Source organism: Streptomyces mauvecolor (genome assembly GCF_039532965.1).
Classification (GTDB): domain Bacteria; phylum Actinomycetota; class Actinomycetes; order Streptomycetales; family Streptomycetaceae; genus Streptomyces; species Streptomyces violascens.
Window position 1 is genome coordinate 795445 of the sequence record NZ_BAAASQ010000008.1, and the last position, 17962, is coordinate 813406.

18 protein-coding genes are annotated in these 17962 nt (G+C 71.8%); 8 read left to right on the forward strand and 10 right to left on the reverse strand.

Features of this window, described 5'->3' with window-relative positions; translation table 11 throughout:
* Positions 1 to 52: 52 nt before the first annotated feature.
* Positions 53 to 385: a YkvA family protein gene (locus ABD346_RS11605; RefSeq protein ID WP_344374232.1), complete on the forward strand. Its 333-nt coding sequence runs from the start codon at positions 53 to 55 to the stop codon at positions 383 to 385.
* Here the strand turns inward: ABD346_RS11605 and ABD346_RS11610 are convergent.
* Positions 339 to 1763: a pyridoxal-phosphate dependent enzyme gene (locus ABD346_RS11610; RefSeq protein ID WP_344374233.1), complete on the reverse strand. Its 1425-nt coding sequence runs from the start codon at positions 1761 to 1763 to the stop codon at positions 339 to 341. The two genes, ABD346_RS11605 and ABD346_RS11610, sit on opposite strands and share 47 nt — an antisense overlap.
* A gap of 179 nt (positions 1764 to 1942) precedes the next feature.
* On the opposite strand from ABD346_RS11610, the gene ABD346_RS11615 reads away from it, so the two are divergent.
* Positions 1943 to 2872 (forward strand): class I SAM-dependent methyltransferase, encoded by a 930-nt coding sequence (locus ABD346_RS11615; protein WP_344374235.1) that lies wholly within the window; start codon positions 1943 to 1945, stop codon positions 2870 to 2872.
* Between the two features lie 81 nt (positions 2873 to 2953).
* On the opposite strand, the gene ABD346_RS11620 is transcribed toward ABD346_RS11615, so the two are convergent.
* From ABD346_RS11620 to ABD346_RS11630, 3 genes are all read right to left on the reverse strand, one after another.
* Complete coding sequence (locus tag ABD346_RS11620) at positions 2954 to 4384, reverse strand: hypothetical protein (RefSeq protein ID WP_344374236.1); 1431 nt, start codon at positions 4382 to 4384, stop codon at positions 2954 to 2956.
* A gap of 130 nt (positions 4385 to 4514) precedes the next feature.
* On the reverse strand, positions 4515 to 5897 hold the full coding sequence (locus ABD346_RS11625; protein ID WP_344374237.1) for an amidase: 1383 nt from the start codon (positions 5895 to 5897) through the stop codon (positions 4515 to 4517).
* Positions 5898 to 5982: 85 nt separating this feature from the next.
* Complete coding sequence (locus tag ABD346_RS11630) at positions 5983 to 6906, reverse strand: LysR family transcriptional regulator (RefSeq protein ID WP_344374239.1); 924 nt, start codon at positions 6904 to 6906, stop codon at positions 5983 to 5985.
* Positions 6907 to 7044: 138 nt separating this feature from the next.
* On the opposite strand from ABD346_RS11630, the gene ABD346_RS11635 reads away from it, so the two are divergent.
* Complete coding sequence (locus ABD346_RS11635; protein ID WP_344374240.1) at positions 7045 to 8301, forward strand: MFS transporter; 1257 nt, start codon at positions 7045 to 7047, stop codon at positions 8299 to 8301.
* Positions 8302 to 8324: 23 nt separating this feature from the next.
* On the opposite strand, the gene ABD346_RS11640 is transcribed toward ABD346_RS11635, so the two are convergent.
* Positions 8325 to 9155 carry an alpha/beta fold hydrolase gene (locus ABD346_RS11640; protein WP_344374242.1) on the reverse strand — a complete coding sequence of 277 codons (831 nt, stop codon included), beginning with the start codon at positions 9153 to 9155 and terminating at the stop codon, positions 8325 to 8327.
* 180 nt (positions 9156 to 9335) lie between these two features.
* On the opposite strand from ABD346_RS11640, the gene ABD346_RS11645 reads away from it, so the two are divergent.
* Positions 9336 to 10181: a PhzF family phenazine biosynthesis protein gene (locus ABD346_RS11645; RefSeq protein WP_344374243.1), complete on the forward strand. Its 846-nt coding sequence runs from the start codon at positions 9336 to 9338 to the stop codon at positions 10179 to 10181.
* Here ABD346_RS11645 and ABD346_RS11650 read toward each other — a convergent pair.
* Positions 10171 to 10584, reverse strand: coding sequence for a tautomerase family protein (locus tag ABD346_RS11650; protein WP_344374244.1), 414 nt, complete (start codon positions 10582 to 10584; stop codon positions 10171 to 10173). The genes ABD346_RS11645 and ABD346_RS11650 overlap by 11 nt on opposite strands.
* Before the next feature lie 135 nt (positions 10585 to 10719).
* A complete protein-coding gene (locus ABD346_RS11655) occupies positions 10720 to 11637 on the reverse strand; it encodes a glutaminase (protein ID WP_425582994.1) in 918 nt (305 codons plus the stop codon).
* 255 nt (positions 11638 to 11892) lie between these two features.
* Here ABD346_RS11655 and ABD346_RS11660 point away from each other — a divergent pair, with 255 nt between their 5' ends.
* The 3 genes from ABD346_RS11660 to ABD346_RS11670 all read left to right on the forward strand — a co-directional run bounded on the left by ABD346_RS11660 (position 11893) and on the right by ABD346_RS11670 (position 15307).
* On the forward strand, positions 11893 to 13293 hold the full coding sequence (locus tag ABD346_RS11660; protein ID WP_344374247.1) for a cytochrome P450: 1401 nt from the start codon (positions 11893 to 11895) through the stop codon (positions 13291 to 13293).
* A 267-nt stretch (positions 13294 to 13560) separates the two neighbouring features.
* A complete protein-coding gene (locus ABD346_RS11665) occupies positions 13561 to 14460 on the forward strand; it encodes a bifunctional helix-turn-helix transcriptional regulator/GNAT family N-acetyltransferase (protein WP_344374248.1) in 900 nt (299 codons plus the stop codon).
* A gap of 55 nt (positions 14461 to 14515) precedes the next feature.
* Entirely contained in the window at positions 14516 to 15307 is a 792-nt protein-coding gene (locus ABD346_RS11670; protein WP_344374250.1) for a maleylpyruvate isomerase family mycothiol-dependent enzyme, read from the forward strand.
* A 67-nt stretch (positions 15308 to 15374) separates the two neighbouring features.
* Here ABD346_RS11670 and proP read toward each other — a convergent pair whose 3' ends face one another.
* The 3 genes from proP to ABD346_RS11685 all read right to left on the reverse strand — a co-directional run bounded on the left by proP (position 15375) and on the right by ABD346_RS11685 (position 17714).
* Positions 15375 to 16826 carry a glycine betaine/L-proline transporter ProP gene (gene proP, locus ABD346_RS11675; RefSeq protein ID WP_344374251.1) on the reverse strand — a complete coding sequence of 484 codons (1452 nt, stop codon included), beginning with the start codon at positions 16824 to 16826 and terminating at the stop codon, positions 15375 to 15377.
* A 376-nt stretch (positions 16827 to 17202) separates the two neighbouring features.
* Entirely contained in the window at positions 17203 to 17376 is a 174-nt protein-coding gene (locus tag ABD346_RS11680; protein WP_344374252.1) for a CsbD family protein, read from the reverse strand.
* A gap of 80 nt (positions 17377 to 17456) precedes the next feature.
* Positions 17457 to 17714 (reverse strand): hypothetical protein, encoded by a 258-nt coding sequence (locus tag ABD346_RS11685; protein ID WP_344374254.1) that lies wholly within the window; start codon positions 17712 to 17714, stop codon positions 17457 to 17459.
* Positions 17715 to 17786: 72 nt separating this feature from the next.
* Here ABD346_RS11685 and ABD346_RS11690 point away from each other — a divergent pair, with 72 nt between their 5' ends.
* Complete coding sequence (locus tag ABD346_RS11690) at positions 17787 to 17930, forward strand: hypothetical protein (protein ID WP_344374255.1); 144 nt, start codon at positions 17787 to 17789, stop codon at positions 17928 to 17930.
* Positions 17931 to 17962: the final 32 nt, after the last annotated feature.

Genomic DNA, 17962 nt, shown 5'->3' on the forward strand with positions numbered 1-17962 from the left:
CGGGAGCCGGCTTCAGTAGCATCGCCGCCACAGTGCGACGGAAGGCAGCGCGATGAGCACCGAAGTGAAAGTGGCCCTGGTCCTCGTGGCCCTCGCCGTCCTCGCGACCGCCGTGCTTGCGGTCGTCCTGACGGTACGTCTGATCCGCGCCCGCAAGGTGCTCCAGGACGCCGGTATCCCGCTGACCCACAAGGCCGCCTTCTGGGGCGCACTGCTCTATGTCATCAGCCCCGTCGACCTCCTGCCGGACCCGATCTACCTGGACGACATCGGCGTCCTCCTCCTGGCCCTGCGAACCCTGCACATGGCGGCCACCGCGTCGGGCGGCCCGGGCAGGCTCACCGAGGGGTGGGGAGGAGCGCACGGAGATCGCCCGACCGGATGAGGGCCCGGGCGCAGCCGTCGCGCAGGACGACCGCGGTGTCCTGGGCGTGCCCGGTCAGTGTGACGAGGGCCGCCGCGGCGGGTTCGCCGTAGCCGAAGTGGGGGAGCGGCGGTTCGAGATGGTCCGACAGCGGACCGGCCGGGCCCGCCGTGCCGTTGCGGAGGGCCGCTTCGAGTGCCGCCAGGGTGACCGATCCCGTGAGCTCGGGCGCGGTGGGCCGGCGGTCGGGGCCCGCCGGGCAGGGGCCGGCCGGCAGGACGGGGTTCGCGCCGCCCTGCTTCCTGGCTCGGAGCACCTCCAGCGCGTCACCGACAGAGGTGCGGCTGTTGAGGTAGGGCAGCGGTGAGGTGTCGTCGGCCAGGGGTGCGGCGTCGGCGACCCTGGGGGCGCTCTCGTCGCCGTCGAGGAAGCCCAGGCGGAGCATCCAGGAGTCGTTGAAGTACTTGGACAGGTACTGCCGTCCCGAGTCCGGCAGGATCACCACCACGACGGCTTCGGGCCCGGCATCCGCGGCGACCCGATGCGCCGCGGTCAGCGCCGTACCGGAGGAACCACCCACCAACAGCCCTTGTTCGCGGGCGAGCCGGCGCAGGGTGTCGAGGGCCTCACGGTCGGCGACGGGCACGATCCGGTCGACGACCTCGGGGTGGTAGGACGTGGGCCAGACGTCCTCGGCGGTGTCCGGATGCAGGAAGTGTCCGGCCGCCTCGATGAAGTACGGGCGGCCGTCGCCCCCGGAGTAGACCGACGAGGCAGGGTCCGCCCCGATCACCTCGACGCTGTGCTCGCTGACCTCCTTGAGGTAGCGCCCGGCGCCGCTGATCGTGCCGCCGGTCCCGATGCAGGACACCAGATGGGTGACACGCCCCCGGGTCTGGCGCCAGATCTCCGGCCCGGTGGTCAGGTAGTGCGCCTCGGGGTTGGCCGGGTTGTCGTACTGGTTGGCCAGCCAGCCCCCCGGCGTCGCCCGGGCGAGGTGGGCGGCGAAGCTCATCGGGTGGTCGGGGTGCTGGCGCGGCAGCCCGGCCGGCTTGACCACCACCTCGGCGCCGAACGCCCGCAGGGTGTCGACCTTCTCGTCGCTGACCCGGTCGGAGACGACCACCACGATCCGGTACCCCTTCTCGGCCGCCACCAGCGCGAGCCCGATACCCGTGTTGCCTGAGGTGGCCTCGACGATGGTCCCGCCGGGCCGCAGCAGCCCGTCCTTCTCCGCCTGCTCGATCATGCGCAGACCGATCCGGTCCTTGGTGCTGCCCCCGATGCTCAGGTACTCCAGTTTCGCGTACACAGCGGCGGCACTTCCGGTGCGGAGCCGTACCAGCGGGGTGCCGCCGACGAGACCGAGCGCCGACTCATATGCATCCATTGCGTCCATTACGGCACCTTAGCCAATGTGCATGTGCCCAAACTCCGTGCTGGGTCGGCGAGTTGGAGCGTACGAAGGGGAACGGGCGCGCACGCCGTCCCGCGGACCATGCCTGCGTGCCGGAATCGCCGTCCCGGAATCGGCAACGAAAGTTGCCGCAGCCGCTCGACGGGCGCACGCTCCTGCGCATGAGCCCACACAGCGATTCCGCACACGTACACGCACAGGGACACGGGCATGCGCACGGCAACGGCCATGACCGCGGTGATGTCGACTGGGAGGCCATGGCTGCGGTCCTGGTGAACAGCGGTGAGCTCCAGCTTCCCGTCCTGCGCCGGACGGCGGCCCGCCTGAGCGAGCTGCTCGCCCCGGAGCAGGAGGTCCGGCGGGTGCTCGACGTCGGAAGTGGGCCGGGCGTGATGACCTGCGTGCTCGCCGAGACCTTCGCGGACGCCGAGGTGGTCGCCGTCGACGGCGCGCCCGCGCTCCTCGACCACACCCTGGCCCGCGCCGAGCGGCTCGGCGTGGGCGAGAGGGTCGCCGTCCGGCACGCGGAGTTGCCCGAGGGCCTGGAGGGCGGCGGCCTCGGCGCGGCGGATCTGGTGTGGAGCAGCAAGGCGGTGCACCACCTCGGCGATCAGCAGGGTGCGTTGGACGCACTCGCCGGTGCCCTGAACCCCGGCGGCCTGCTCGCGGTCGCGGAGGGCGGTCTGCCCCTGCGTTGCCTGCCGCGCGACATCGGGATCGGCAGGCCGGGTCTCCTGGCCCGGCTGGATGCCGCCCAGGAGCACTGGTTCGAGATCATGCGCGCCGAGCTGCCCGGCAGCACCACCCTGGTCGAGGACTGGCCGGCGATGCTCCGCCGCGCCGGGCTCACCCGGGCCGGCAGCTTCACGCTCCTGCTCGACCTGCCGGCACCCCTGGGCGAACAGGCCCGCACGTTCCTGCACGCCCAGTTGTCGCGGCTGCGGGAGACGATGAGCGAGTCCCTGGACGCGGAGGACCGCAAGACCCTGGACGTGCTGCTCGATGCGGACGCGCCGGAGGGCATCCTGCGCCGCCCCGACGCGTTCCTCCTTGCCGCCACCACGGTCCATACGGGCGTACGCCCCGCTTGACGGCGGTAGTGGGCGCGGCGGCCGGATCGTCAACTGGCCGCCGCACCCCAGGAGCTGACCGGTCGAGCCGACCAGCGGTGGTTACCGCTCGGCGTGACCCTTCGCCAGCGACCACTCGCGGTGGAGCGTGCCCAGCGGGATGTGGTGCTCGATGACCGGCGTGCCGAACAGGGAGAGCTGGAGGTTGAGCCGGCCGCTGAGGTCGAAGCCGCCGTACACCGCCCAGGACGCGGACGCCGATGCCTTGCCGTCGCTCGACGCGTTCGCCTTGGCGTCGACCTCGCCGCGCAGATAGGGCGCGAAGTCGGCGGTGACGCCGACTGCCCCGTACAGGCCGACGGAGGCTTCGGCGCCGAGTGCGCCCTTGACCTGCCCGGCGGCGGTGACGCTCGCGTTCACCGGGGTGCTGTGCACGGCCGACGTGCTGACCGGGGACCAGCCCTTGCCCGCCGCATAGCTGCCACCGACCCGGAAGTCGCCCTTGACGTCCTGCTGGACGTCGAGGGTGACGTGGCCGTCGGCCTCCACCTGTACGTAACAGGTCAGGTCGAGGTTGACGACGACGGGCACCGGGCCCACCTGGATGACCGGCGCGCTGTGCAGCTTGGCGAACGGGATGCGCTTCGGCGCGCCGGTGCCGGCGGCGGCGCGGCCCTTGAGCGCCCACTGCGAGGACCAGTCACCGCTCATGCCGAGGAACGCGGAGCTCAGCCCGAGCCCGCCGTCCTTGCTGCCGTCGTACGAGAACTCCACCTGGGGGGCGAGCTGTACGAAGCCGGAGACCGATGCCGCGGCCGAGGCGGGGGCGTCCTTGGCGGTGTCGACCGCGGCGTTCACGTCGAGGCGCAGGTTGCCGAGGGGCAGCTTGGCGCCCTGCGGGCCGAACCGTACGCCCTGGCTCTTGGCGTAGGAGAAGGTGACGCCCTTCATCAGGGGTACGACCGAGACGGAGGCCGGGTCGACCGGGACCTTGCCGTCGGCCTTGTCGTCCTTGAGGACCGAGGCGAGCGTCGTGGAGGCGGTCTTCACCTCGGTTCCGCGGTCGTTCTTGCCGACGACCTCGGTGACCTTGGCGAGCAGGCCGTTGGGGGCGCCGGGGGCCGGCGCGCTGGCGATGATGTCGCCCACGGCGACCGGCTTGTCGACCGGCTTGTCGGTGGGTTTGCCGGCTGTCCTGCCGGGGGTGGGGGAGTGGCCCGGCTTCGCGGTGGGAGCCGCCGGGGCCGTGGCTATGACGGCGCGCCCGCTCGCCTTGTCGTACGAGGCGACCTTCAGTGAGGACTTCTCGGGCTGGCCGTTGCCGGTACGGGTGCGGGCCAGCGGCGTCGGCGCGGCCGAGCCCTGCGGGGCGGCGTTCACGTCGAGCTGCTGGGTGCCGTCGGACGTCGCCGCGGGAGTCGCGGCGCTTCCCGGCCCGGCCGCCGCGCCGTGGCCGGGCGAGGAGCAGCCCGTACCGGCCAGCGCGAGGGCGGTCAGGCCGGGGAGCAGGAGGCGTCTGGTGAGCATGCGCACGTAGGTGTGACCTTCAGGTTGGGGGGTGGCCGTTACCGACAGGTAACGTGAAGGTGATCATGCCATGTGTGCACGGCTGTGGTCATCTTCGAGCCCGCCAACTCGCCTGCTGGGCAGGTACGTTGAAGCTTCACCTACGAGCGGCGCCGGACGCCTCCAGGGGCGCGGTACGCCGCCAGGGGTGGAGCTCCTCCAACTGGGCGGCCAGGTCGAGCAGTTGATGCTCGGCACCGGGTCGTCCGACGAGCTGGACGGAACCCGGCAGGCCCGAGGGAAGCGAGCCGAACGGCACGGCGAGGGCGGGCCGGCCGGAGAGGTTCCACGGCGGGGTCATCGGCGAGCAGGCGGTGTTCACCAGCATGTTGGCCAGCCAGCCGCGCTCGTGCCAGGCATCGGCCGCCGGGCCGCGTCGGGCGAGCGCGGGCGTGACCAGCACGTCGTACTTCTCGAAGAACGGGTCCAGCCGCTGATTCAGCGCTGCCCGGTGGTCGGTGCCGAGCATGCCGAGCCGTCCGGCGAGGCGTCCGATCGCCGCGTGGCGCCGGGTGCGGGGCGCGAGCAGCCGCACATCGAGCCCCCGGGCGTCCTGCGCGGTGCCGGCGGTCCAGCGGGCCAGGATGGTGGTCCCGAAGGAGAGGGGGTAGGGCGGGTGGGCGGTCGCCAGGCGGTGGCCGGCCCCGGCGAGGGCCCGCGCGGCCTGGCGGGCGAGCCGTGCGTAGTCCGCGCCGACCCGGACTCCCGCTATGGGGCTGCGGGTTGAGAAGGCGATGTCGAGGCCGGGGCTCTCCCCGGTCGGTGCGCCCTCGCCGACGTCCCTGGCCGGTTCGCCCGCCAGCACCGAGAACATCAGCCGCGCGTCCGCCGCCGTCGTCGCGAGCGGGCCGTTCTCCGACATGCCGAACCAGCCGCCACCGAGGTCCAGGGGCACCCGCCCGGTGCCCGGCTTGAGACCGATGAGGCCGCAGTGCGCGGCGGGAATGCGCAGCGAGCCCATGCCGTCGTTGCCGAGCGCGATCGGCACGAGGCCCGCCGCCACCGCGGCCGCGCTGCCCCCGGACGAGCCGCCCGCCGTGCGGGAGGGGTCCCAGGGGTTGCGGGCGATGCCGTGCACCCCGTCCGTGGTGCCGAAGACGCACAGTTCCGGTACATGGGTGAGGCCGACCACCACCGCGCCCGCCGCGCGGAGCCGGGCGACGGTGACATGGTCCTCGGCGGCGGGTGTCGCAGGCGTGGCCGCGGAACCGTTGCGGGTGCTCTCGCCGCGTACCGGCAGATTGTCCTTGACGGCCACGGGCACGCCCGCGAGCGGCAGTCGGTCGAGATCCGCCCGCGCGCCGACCGCGTCCGCCTCCTCCAGGGCGGCGGCCGCACGCACCACGCGGAACGCGCCGACGCGGCCGTCCACCGCGGCGATCCGGGCCAGATGGCCGGCGACCACCTCGCGGGGCGTGGCCTCCTTGCGGCGTACCGCCTCGGCCATGTCGACGGCGGTCCGGCCTGCCCACTGGGTCACGGTGGCTCCTCGCTGCTGGCTTGGTCACGAAGGCTGAGGAGGTCACTGTGTATGTCCCGTGCGGGTTCTGTCGATACCGCGATCTTCAGTCAGCCCAACTGGGCGTCCAGAAAAGGGGGTTGGCTTGGTGGCGCTGTGCGAAATGGCCGCGCAGGGCCATGAGCGCGGGGTGGGGGTTGTCGCGGTGCCAGATCAGGGAGTGCGGGTAGACCGGCGTCGGGTCGACGAGCGGAATGCGCCGCAGGCCCTGATCGGCGGGCCAGGCGAACCGGGTCTGTTCGCCGACGAGGGTCGCAAGGGCCGGGGAGTCGGCGATCGTGTCGAGCAGCGGCTCGGTGCCGAAGTCGGGGCCGGTCGCCTCGATGGTGAGCCCGAACGCGGTGGCGAGGTCTTCGTAGTACGCCGCCCACTCCGTACCGGAGACCAGGCCGGGCATCCAGATCCGGTGTCCGGCGAGCTCGGCGGGTGTGACCGAGCGGGCGGTGGCGAACGCGTGGCCCGGTCCGGTCAGGAGCTGTACGGGCTCGTCGTGGACCCGGGCGGTCCCGATCCCCTCGGGCAGCTGCCGCTCGGGCAGGGTGACCGCGCGGAAGGATGCGTCGATCGTGCCGGAAAGGACCGCGGCGAAGGCGGCGTCCGCGTCGAAGAGGGTCACCACGTCGAGCTCGGTCCCGGGGCGCGCGCGGTGGAAGTCGCGCAGCAGGTCGGCGGGCGCGAGACGACGCCCGATCACGTCGACGCGCAGCGCGCGGCGGCCGGGCCGGACCGAGGCGGCCGCCCGCTCCTCGGCCCGCAGCAGGGCCCGGGCGTGGGGCAGGAACGCCTGCCCGTCCATGGTGGGACGGGCCCCGCGCGGGGTACGTGTGAACAGCCGCACACCGAGCTCCTTCTCCAGCGAGGCGATGCGCTTGGAGACGGCCTGCTGGGTGATGGCGAGGTCGGCGGCGGCCTGCTGGAACTGGCCCGCGTCCGCGACGGCGACACAGGTGCGTACGGCGTTGAGATCCACGGTGGGCGACCCTAGTGCACAATTTCTGGTTGTGGCTCGGCGTCCGGATGGTTGTTTGACCGGTGCACGGGCCGGCCGCTTTGATCTCGCTGGTCAACGCGAGGTTGTTCGGCAGGGGCGGCGAAGGGTGTGCGGGGCATGGCGGGCAGACGGTCCCTTGGGCGGCAGTTCGGGTGGCTGTGGGCCGCGTACGGGGTGAGTACGGTCGGCACGATGCTGGCGTTCGACGCGCTGCCGATCATCGCGATCCTCGTGCTGCACGCCGGGCCGGCCGCCGTGTCGGCGCTTGCCGCCACCGGGCTCGCGGTGGGGGCCGCGCTCGCGGTGCCGCTCGGCCCGTGGGTGGAGTTCCGCCGCAAGCGGCCCGTGATGATCGCGACGGACCTGATCCGGTTCGCGACCCTGCTGAGCATCCCCGCCGCGTTCGCGCTCGGCCTGCTCGGTTTCGTCCAGCTCGTGGTCGTGTCGGTCGTCGTCGGCGCTGCCGACCTCACCTCCAGGGCGGCGAGCGGCGCCTGCCTCAAAGCGCTCGTACCGCCTGAGGACCTGCTCGTCGCGAACGGCCGGTTCGAGTCCACCAGCTGGACCGCCACCATGATCGGCCCGCCGCTCGGCACGGCCGCGATCGGACTGTTCGGGCCGGTCACCACGGTGACGGCCGACGCGGTGAGCTATCTGCTCTCGGCCCTGGGAATCCGGGCGATCGGCGGGAAGGAGGAGCCTCCGCCGCAGCGCGCCGCCGCATCGTCGATGCGCGGGCCGGGGCGGGGCGAGCTGCTCGAAGGGTGGCGGTTCATCCTGGCGCACCCGGCGCTGCGCCCGCTGTTCTTCAACGCGGCCCTGAACAACGGCCTGATCATGGCGACCGCGCCGCTGATGGCCACGCTGATGCTCGGCCCCCTCGGGTTCGCGCCCTGGCAGTACGGGCTCGCGTTCGGCGTCCCGTGCATCGGCGGGCTCATCGGCTCCCGGCTCGTGCGCCGGCTCGTCGCGCGGTTCGGGCAGCACAAGGTCATGTTCGCGTCCGGGGCGTTGCGCGCGTGCTGGGTGCTGTGGCTCGCGTTCGTCGGCCCCGGCGCCGCCGGCCTCGTGCTCGTCGTTCTCGTCGAGCTCGGGCTGATCACGTGCTGCGGGATCTTCAACCCGCTGCTCGCCACGTACCGCCTCGAACAGACCGGGACGGACCGGGTGGCCCGCACCCTGTCCGCCTGGTCCGTCACCACCAAGGTCACCATCGCCGCCATGACCGCCCTGTGGGGCGTGCTGGCCGGCCTGACCGGACCGCGCACCGCGATCGCCGCCGCAGGTGTCCTCATGCTCGCGACCCCGCTCCTGCTTCCCCGCCGGGCCCGCACGGCGATGCGGGAGGGGGAGCCCGCACCGAGCGGCGCCTGACCTCCCTCCCGCGTCGGTCGGCATCAGCGACCGCTGAACTCCCGCAGATCCGCGTTGAGTCGCTCGGCATGCGTCACGTACAGGCCGTGGCCCCCGTTCTCGTACAGCTTGAAGGTGCTGCCGGGGATGAGGGCGGCGGCGCGGCGGCCGGTGAGGTCGATGGGGGCGGAGGCGTCCTGGTCGCCGTGGATCACCAGCGTGGGGACGTCGAGCTTCCGGACCTCGGGAGCCATCTCCAGTGTCTCCAGGTTGGCCACGAGGGCGGTCGCGCCCCGGGCGGTGGCGCCGTGACAGTCCTGGATCACCTTCTGGACGTACGCGGCCGAGACGTCGTTGCCGGGCAGGCCGAGGGCGAAGTAGGCGTCGCCGCCGGTCGCGAAGAACTCGGCGCGGTCCCTGCGGAACGTCTCGTTGGCCGCGGCGATCGCCTCGGCGGGCAGCCCCTCCGGGTTGTCGTCGCCGCGCACGATGCCCGGCGCCATGCCGGCCACCAGAACGAGCCGCGCCACCCGCCCGCTGCCGTGCCGGGTCAGATACCGCACCGCCTCGGTCGCGCCGAGCGAGTGCCCGATCAGGGTGACGTCGCGCAGGCCGAGGTGGTCCAGGAGCGAGCCGAGGTCGTCCGCGAGCGTGTCGAGGTCGAACCCGCCCCAGACGTCCTCCGACTTGCCGTGCCCGCGCCGGTCGAGGCCTATGCAGCGGTAGCCCTCGGCGGCGAGCGGGAGCATCTGGAACTCCCACATCTCGGTACCGAAATAGGCGCTGTTGACGAAGACGAGGGTGGGTCCGTCGGCCGGTCCGTAGTCGATGAAGTGGAGCTTGGTGTTGTCGGTGGCGGTGGTGAAGTACGGCATGTGCATCTCCCCGTCGTGTGATGTGACCGGCCGCTGCGGTGCGGCGTGTTCCTACTGTGGCCCGGGGTGGGGGCCGTGCGCGATTACGTGCGGGGTAATGGCTTTCGCCGAGCCGCTGCCAGTCCACTCAACGTGAGGTGGCCTTGGTGGGACGCCGCCCGCTGTCACTAGGTTCTCGGCATGCGCTTTCACGTGGTCGACGCCTTCACCGACCGTCCGTTCTCCGGGAACCCCGCCGGTGTGTGTCTCCTGCCCGCCGGACCGTGGCCGCCCGAGGCGTGGATGCAGCGCGTCGCGGCCGAGATGAATCACTCGGAGACCGCGTTCGCCCTGCCGCTGCCCGGCTCCGACGAGGCCGACTGGGCCATCCGCTGGTTCACCCCGCTCGTCGAATCCAAGCTGTGCGGCCACGCCACCCTGGCCACGGCGCACGTGCTGCGTACGGAACGGGGGCTGCTCGGCGCCGTCCGGTTCCGCAGCCTGCGGTATGGGACCCTCGTCACGCACGCCGACGCGCAAGGCGGCATCACCCTGGACTTCCCGGCCGCTCCGAGCAGTCAAGTGCCCGTCCCCACAGGCCTGTTGGAGGCCTTGGGGGTCGGGCCCGAGGCGACGTTCCATTGCGCCGCGCTCGGCGATCTGCTGACGGTGCTGCCCTCCGAGGACGTGGTGCGCACGGTGAATCCCGACCTGGAGGCTGTGGCCGCACTGACGCGCCGCGAGGATCTGCGCGCCGTCATCGTCACCGCCCCCGCGGCCGGGCCCGGACTCGGGTACGACTTCGTCTCCCGCTTCTTCGCGCCGGCCAGGGGCATCGACGAGGACCCGGTCACGGGCAGCGCCCACACCGTGCTCGCCCCGTACTGGTCGGCGCGGCTCGGCCGCGACCGCCTCACCGGCCTGCAGGCCTCGGCCCGCACGGGCCTCGTCCGCACCGCGCTGCACGGCGACCGCGTCCACCTCACGGGCGAGGCGGTCACGGTCCTCGACGGCACCTTGCACACCCCTCCGTTGGTCATGGGGTAGGCGGGTCGTCAGTCGCGGGGGAGGGGGCGTACTGCGCGGCGCCGTTGCCGAGGGACCAGTCGACCGACTCGTTCTCGCAGAGGGTGACGAATACGTTGCGGGGCTCGGTGCCCGCGTACGCGTGGGCCAGCTCGGCGATCCGTCGGTAGAGCGCCCGCTTCCGGTCGGGCGTCCGCCCGGCGCGCAGGGTGATCGCGACGTACACGATGCCGTGGTCGCGGGGGACGCCGAGGTAGTTGTCGTAGCGCAGGGTGCTGCGGGTCCCGTCGTGCCCGGTCAGGACCTGGAACCGGTCGTCGGGCGGGATGCCGATCGTCTCGACCAGGGCGTCGTGCACGGCACGGCCGAGCGCGTCGAGACGACCGCTGTCGGTCCCCAGCGCGTCGATGCGGACGAACGGCATGTCGGGCTCCCCCTTGGGAAATTGAGGCCTGGATCCGGGTGTCGTCGTGATGGCGACATCGACTGTACATACTAGTAGGTACAGCTCGGGTATCGAAAGGGGGCCTCGCCCGGCGGCAAGGCCCCTGATGGAGTGTCAGAAGACCGAGAGGCCCGTCAGGGTCGTGAAGCGGTCCAGGGCGGCGACTCCCGCCACCGAGTTGCCGCGTTCGTCGAGGCCCGGGCTCCAGACGCAGATCGTGCAGCGTCCGGGGACGACGGCGATGATGCCGCCGCCGACGCCGCTCTTGCCGGGCAGGCCCACACGGTGGGCGAAGTCGCCGGCCGCGTCGTAGGTGCCGCAGGTCAGCATGACCGCGTTGATCTGCTTGGCCTGGCTGCGGGTGAGCAGGGACGAGCCGTCGGCCAGTATCCCGTGCCGGGCCAGGAACCCGGCGGCCCGTGCCAGGTCGGCGCAGGACGCGTCCAGGGAACACTGGCGGATGTACTGGTCGAGGAGGAGCGGGACCGGGGTCCTGATGTTGCCGTACGACGCCATGAAGTGGGCGAGGGCGGCGTTGCGGTCGCTGTGGGAGGCCTCGGACGTGGCGACCTGCTCGTTGAAGTCGAGGCCGGCGTTGCCGGACTCGGCACGAAGGAAGGTGCGCAGCGTGTCGGCCGCGGTGCCGGTCAGGGCCTGGAGGCGGTCGGTGACGACCAGGGCGCCCGCGTTGATGAACGGGTTGCGCGGGATGCCGGCCTCGTACTCCAGCTGCACCAGGGAGTTGAACGGGTTGCCGGAGGGCTCGCGGCCGACGTGCTCCCACAGCTCCTCACCCTCGCGGGAGAGGCACAGCGCGAGGGTGAAGACCTTGGTGATGGACTGCGTGGAGAAGGGGTGCTGCCAGTCGCCCACCCCGTACACCGTGCCGTCGACCTCGGCGACGGCCATGCCGAAGCGCTGCGGGTCGGCCGAGGCGAGGACCGGGATGTAGTCGGCCGGGCGGCCGCGGCCCGGCGTGGCCGCGATCTCGGTGGCGATGCGGTCCAGGACCGACTGGAAGGACGAGGACACGCTCAACTTGCTCCGGATTCCTGCGGCGCTGCACGACTGCAACACCCTACGACAGGGGTCGTGCGGCGGTGCGCAGGTGGCGGGGCGGCGTCCGCCGGGGGCCCGGCCTCGCAGGGGATCGCGGAGAGGGACCCGCACAACCCCGGGCGCCCCGAGCGTCCGCATACCCGGTCCGGGCCCGGTCGCCTGTCGCGGGCGAGCGGCGGGTAGGAAGTCGTTACGTTGGGGCCCAACAGCCATACCCGGGGAGTTCCGATGCCCGTATCCACGCTGCCGCTCAACCCCGTCCGCGGCCCGCGCGGCCTTCCGCCGCTGGGCAATCTCCTCGCCTTCGGGAAGGATCCCCTGGGTTTCCTGACCCGGCTGCGCGACGACTTCGGGGATGCCGTGACATGGTCCCTCGGGCCGAGGCGCAGCCTGTTCATCTCGCACCCCGGGCACATCCGTGAGCTGCTCGCGGCGCGTGAGGACACGTACGAGATCCTCGAAATCGGCTGGGCGTTCCGGCAGATCACCGGGCAGAGCGTCCTTCTCAGCAAGGGCGACGACTGGCGGCGCAAGCGCAATCTGGTCCAGCCGACCGTCCGGCCGCGCCAGGTCCGTTCGTACGCCGGGGCCATGGTCGAGTGCGCCGGAACGGCGGCCGACGGATGGCGTGACGGCGCGCGGATCGACGTCCGCCAGGAGATGGCGCTGATCACCCAGAGGATCGTCCTGCGCACCCTGTTCGGCAGCGATCTCGGGCAGCAGAGCGAGGCCCTGGGCGGTGCCATGGACGTAGCCGAGCAGGCGGTGGGCGCCGAGCTGCGCGGCATCGGCCTCTTCCTGCCCGGCTGGGTACGCACCCCGTCCCGGCGGCGCCTGCTCGCGGCGGTGGCCGCCATCGACGGCGAAGTGCACCGGCTCATCAGTGAGCGACGAGACCGGACCGGCGCCGGAGGGGACCAGGCTCGGGCCGCCGAAAAGCGCGACGACCTGCTCACCCGGCTCCTCGCGGCCCGCGACGAAGAGGGCCGCCCGCTCTCGCCCAAGGAGGTGCGCAACGAGGCCGTCACTCTCTGGGCCGCCGGACACGAAACGACCTCCACGGCGCTGACCTGGGCATTCCACCTGCTCGCCCGTGCGCCCGAGGCCCGCGCCCGCCTCGATGCCGAGCTCCGGGAGGTGCTGGCCGGGCGCCCGCCCGCCATCGACGACTACGAGCGCCTCACCTGGACCCAGCAGATCATCAAGGAGGCGATGCGGCTCTACCCGCCGGTGTGGCTCATCCCCGCTGTCGCCCGCGAAGGCGCCACGCTGGGCGGCACCCGCATCCCGGCCGGAACCATCGTCTGGTGCAGCACGTGGACCACGCACAGGGACCCCCGCTGGTTTCCGGAGCCCGACCGGTTCCGCCCGGAACGCTGGGACGCCGACGCCCCCGACGTGGTGCCCGACCACACCTGGTACCCGTTCGGCGGCGGCCCGCGCACCTGTCTCGGCGCCCGCTTCGCCCAGGTCGAGGCGGCCCTGGTGCTCGCCACGCTCGCCCAGCGCTTCCACCTCGACCTGCCCGGCACGGAGGTACCCCCGCGCGCGGGCCTGCTCCTGCAACCCGCCACCCCCCTCCACGCGACCCTGCGAGGTGTCAACTGGCAAGCAGATCAATCCGGTTGACCCGGCGAACCGTATTTCGGATGCCGGACCGGACCCGTCCCGGCTAGGGTGATCCCGTCCAGGTGCGCAGGCAGCGGTTACTTCTTTGGTTGAGCGCCTCCGGGCGTCCGGGTTCGAACCCCGCACACCGCACGCCGCCCTGATCTCTGGACACGAACTCGGCCCCCTCGCTCACCAGCGGCGGGGGCTTCGTGCTGCGTGGACCGAGGGCCCCTGATGTGCCTTGCACCGCTGGCACTCCCATCATTCTCTGACTATGGTCAGACAATGGACGCAGGGCAGATCGAGCAGGTGCGCCGCTTCAACCGCACCGTCACCGAACGCGTGGGGGTGCTCCACGACCGCTACCTCGGCCGCGACCGCCCCATCGGCGAGGCCCGGCTTCTCTGGGAGATCGGCGAGCAGGGGCAGGACGTACGGGGGCTGCGCGAGCGCCTCGGGCTCGACTCCGGGTACGTCAGCCGGCTGCTGCGCTCCCTGGAGAGCGACGGGCTCGTGACGGTCGAGCCGCAGCCCCGGGACCGGCGGGTGCGCACCGTCAGACTCACCGACGCGGGCCGCGCGGAGCGCGCCGTGCTCGACCGGCGCAGCGACGAGCTGGCGGGCTCCCTCATCGAGCCGCTCAACACCGCCCAGCGTGCCCGGCTGGTCGCCGCCATGGCCGAGGTCGACCGGTTGCTGACCGCGGCGACGGTCATGGTGGACGCCGTCGACCCGGACGGTCCCGACGCCAAGGACTGTCTGCGCGCGTACTTCACCGAGTTGCAGGAGCGCTTCGACACGGGTTTCGACCCGGCGATGAGCCTGCTGCCCGACGCCGGTGAACTCCGGCCTCCGCACGGCCTGTTCCTCGTGGCCCGGATGCACGGCGAGCCCATCGGGTGCGCCGGTCTGAAGCTGCCGGCCGCCGCCCCGGCCGAGATCAAGCGCATGTGGGTGGCGCCCGCCGCCCGGGGCCTCGGCCTCGGCCGCCGCTTCCTGGCCGAGCTGGAGGCCCGGGCCGTCGAGCACGGCCGCGACGTACTGCGCCTGGACACCAACAAGGCGCTCAGTGCGGCGATCGGCCTGTACCACTCGTGCGGCTTCGAGGAGGTTCCCGCCTTCAACGACGAGCCCTACGCCCACCATTGGTTCGAGAAGCACATCCCCGGGCCCTCGTCTCGCTGAGGTCGCGCCGGGCCGGTCCTGCCCCTGTTCCATCGAACGCCCTGGAGTGTGAGACGTGAGTCGCTTCCGTCATGAGCAGTACTGCGCCGCGATCGTGGAACAGACCGAGCTGTTGAGGTCCCGCATCGAGGGGGCGGACCTGACGGTGGACGTACCGTCCTGCCCCGGTTGGAACGTCGGCCAGTTGCTGCGGCATCTCGGGGGTGCCCAGCGGTGGGCCGAGGAGGTGGTGCGGACCCGCGCGGCGGGGCCCGTACCGGACGCGCACTTCCGTGACCTGTCCGCCTACACCCACGAGGACCCCGCCGTGGTCGGGCCCTGGCTCGTCGAAGGCGCCGAACGGCTGGCGCGGACGCTGCGCGAGGCCGGGCCCGACGCACCGCTGTGGACGCCGGTGCCCGACGGCACTCCCGCGTTCTACGCCCGCCGCTTCACGCATGAAACGGCCGTCCACCGCGCCGACGCGACGCTGGCCCTGGGCGCCGAGTACACCCTCGACGAGGCGGTCGCCGCCGATGCCATGGACGAGTGGATGGAACTCGGCTCCCTGCCCTTCCACTTCGAGGTGCACCCCTGGATGCGCGAGCTGCTCGGTGAGGGCCGGACCATCCAACTCATCGCAAGCGACGGCCAGTTGGAGAACGGATCGGCATGGCTGGTAGATCTCACGGGCGAGACCATCAGCTGGCGTCGGGCGCACGAGAAAGCCGCCGTCACGGTGCGCGGCCCGCTGACCGAGCTGCTCCTGGCCGTCTACAGGCGACGCCCCGTCCCTGGAGAGCGCCTCGATGTGCTGGGCGATGCGAAGCTGCTCGACTTCTGGCTGGAGCGCGTCAGCTTCGGGTAAGCCGGGTGGCGGACGCCGATACGGGCTGGAGGCATCGGCGTCGCCGCGTGGCCGAACGGCCGGGCCCTCAGCCGCGCTGCGCCGCGACCAGTTCCGCCGCCTCCTCGTCCGTGGCCACCGAGGGCGGGGAGCCCTCCAGCGGCTTGCGGGCCGTCTCCTTCATGGCGAGCGCGGCCACCAGGCCGACCAGACCGGCCAGCATCGTGTAGAACGCGGGCATCAGGTCGTTGCCGGTGGCTCCGATCAGACCCTGGACCACCAGCGGCGTCGTGCCGCCGAACAGCGACACCGAGATGTTGAACCCGATGGACAGGGAGCCGTAACGGATCGCCGTCGGGAAGAGCGCGGGCAGCGCCGAGGACATGGTGCCCAGGTAGCAGACCAGGGCGAGGCCGAGGGCGAGGAGGCCGGCGAAGACCGCGGCCGTACCGCCCTGCTTGATCAGCAGGAAGCTGGGCACCGCGAGCACGATGAAGCCCAGCGAGCCGCCGATGAGGACCGGCCTGCGGCCCACCCGGTCGGAGAGCCGGCCGACGGAGTTGATGAGCGCCATCAGGACGATCATCACGATCACGATGGACATCAGCCCGCCGGTCTCGTCGAAGCCGAGCGTCGAGAGGTACGTCGGCATGTACGACAGGAGCATGTAGTCGGTGATGTTGAACGCGGCGACCAGCGCCAGGCACAGCAGCATCGCCCGCCCGTTGCCGAAGACGATGCGCTTGAACGGCACCTTCTCGTGCTCGGCGGCGGGGGAGCCCGCCTCCTCCAGCTTCTTGAACGCGGGTGACTCGTCGAGCTTCAGACGCAGGTAGAGGCCGACGATCCCGAGAGGACCCGCCACCAGGAACGGGATCCGCCAGCCCCACTGCTGCATCGCGTCGTCGCTGAGCAGCAGGGTGAGAGCGGTCACGAGGGAGGCGGCCACGGTGTAGCCGATCAGCGTGCCGAACTCCAGGAACGAGCCCCAGAACCCGCGGCGCTTGTCCGGCGCGTACTCCGCGATGAAGGTTGCGGCCCCGCCGTACTCGCCGCCGGTCGAGAAACCCTGCACCATGCGGCAGAGGATCAGCAGGACGGGCGCCCAGACGCCGATGGTCGCGTAGCTCGGGATCAGGCCGATGGACAGCGTCGCCGCCGCCATCATGATCATGGTGAGGGCCAGGATCTTCTTCCGGCCGACCCGGTCGCCGAGCGGCCCGAAGAACATGCCGCCCAGCGGCCTCACCAGGAACGCCGCGGCGAACGTCGCCAGTGACGCGATGACCTGCATGGTGTCGCCGGCGCCGGAGAAGAAGACCTTGCCGATGATCACGGCGAGGTAGGAGTACACCCCGAAGTCGAACCACTCCATGGCGTTGCCCAGCGCCGTGGCCTTGACCGCGCGCTTGACGGCGGCCTCGTCCGTGACGGTGATGTCCGAGCGGCGCAGTACCGGATTGCGTCTGCGGTGGACCGCCCGGAACAGCGAACGGTGCCTGGCTACTGCCTCGGGCGGATGATCCTCGGTGCTCAGCACGCGGCGTCTCTCTCATTCGGTGGTTTCGGCGACAGAAGGGTGCGCCCTACATGGAACTACCTCGGTGCGACGCGGTTGCGCGGCGAAAGTCCCCACTCGCCGGACCAAAGCCCCGGGGCGGTCCCGGGGCCGGGGTCCCCAATCGCAGCAAAAGGGGACTTCCGGAGCCGGGGTGCCGAAGGGTGGGACGCGGGCCGAACTCCGCGGAATTCCAGTGGAGTTCTCGACTCCCGGCACTGGATATCCCGACGTCCGGCCCTGCGAATGAGGGCACGTATTTCCGGCCACGCACAACCCGAGTCGCGCTGCACACAAAGACGAGCGTGACGCGACACATCCGCGCCACGCTCGCCACACTCGGCTCTCGGCCGACGCCTCAGTCCTTCAAGACGTCCTTGGCCTTCTCCTTGGCCTGGCGGGCATCACCCTTGGCCTGGTCGATACGCCCTTCCGCGGTCCGGCGCTCATTGCCGACCATGCGCCCGAGCGCTTCCTTCGCCTTGCCCTTGGCCTGCTCGGCCTTTGCCTTGGCCTTCTCGTCGCGCGACATGGAAATACCTCCACATGCGGTCGATCGCGTAATCCGACATAGGTACGCATCGCCGTTCCGGCGGATCTTAAACAGGCGGACTACACAAAAGATGGCGGCGTCTCGGCCAGGGCCCGCAGGGCCTGGGTGGTGAAGTCGTCGAGGGGATAGAACAGCTCGATGGCCAGTTCCGACAGCGTCACGTCGGCCGGGGCCCCGAACGTGGCCATGGTGCCGAACAGGGACAGCTCGCCGAACGGGGTGCGGACCCGCAGCGGCACCTGGATCGGGCCCGGCCGCGCTTCCGGCTCCCGGGGCTCGGCCGTGTCCTCGCCCGGGAGCGCCGGGTAGCCGCTCACCTCCTCGTACAGCGTCCGGAGATCCCCTTCCGCCTCGCCGCGACCGTCGTTGTGGGCAACACCTTGTCCTGTGTGGCACTCGTCCTCCTGGCGTTCACGGACGTCGTGCCGCTCACCGGCCTGGGCCGCGGGTTCATGGTGATCGGAGCGGCGGTCGTCGCGGTCTTCGCCGAGTTCGAGCTCGTGGGCCTCCGGCGTTCCTCGCCCCGATCCTGAACTGCCGCTCGCCGCCTGCCACTTCGGCCGGA

Excerpts from the sequence above, each read along its gene's own strand:
- ABD346_RS11605 (WP_344374232.1), top strand. The coding sequence starts at position 53 with ATGAGCACCGAAGTGAAAGTGGCCCTGGTCCTCGTGGCCCTCGCCGTC.
- ABD346_RS11610 (WP_344374233.1), bottom strand. The coding sequence starts at position 1,763 with ATGGACGCAATGGATGCATATGAGTCGGCGCTCGGTCTCGTCGGCGGC.
- ABD346_RS11615 (WP_344374235.1), top strand. The coding sequence starts at position 1,943 with ATGAGCCCACACAGCGATTCCGCACACGTACACGCACAGGGACACGGG.
- ABD346_RS11635 (WP_344374240.1), top strand. The coding sequence starts at position 7,045 with ATGGCGGGCAGACGGTCCCTTGGGCGGCAGTTCGGGTGGCTGTGGGCC.
- ABD346_RS11640 (WP_344374242.1), bottom strand. The coding sequence starts at position 9,155 with ATGCCGTACTTCACCACCGCCACCGACAACACCAAGCTCCACTTCATC.
- ABD346_RS11645 (WP_344374243.1), top strand. The coding sequence starts at position 9,336 with ATGCGCTTTCACGTGGTCGACGCCTTCACCGACCGTCCGTTCTCCGGG.
- ABD346_RS11650 (WP_344374244.1), bottom strand. The coding sequence starts at position 10,584 with ATGCCGTTCGTCCGCATCGACGCGCTGGGGACCGACAGCGGTCGTCTC.
- ABD346_RS11660 (WP_344374247.1), top strand. The coding sequence starts at position 11,893 with ATGCCCGTATCCACGCTGCCGCTCAACCCCGTCCGCGGCCCGCGCGGC.
- ABD346_RS11665 (WP_344374248.1), top strand. The coding sequence starts at position 13,561 with ATGGACGCAGGGCAGATCGAGCAGGTGCGCCGCTTCAACCGCACCGTC.
- ABD346_RS11680 (WP_344374252.1), bottom strand. The coding sequence starts at position 17,376 with ATGTCGCGCGACGAGAAGGCCAAGGCAAAGGCCGAGCAGGCCAAGGGC.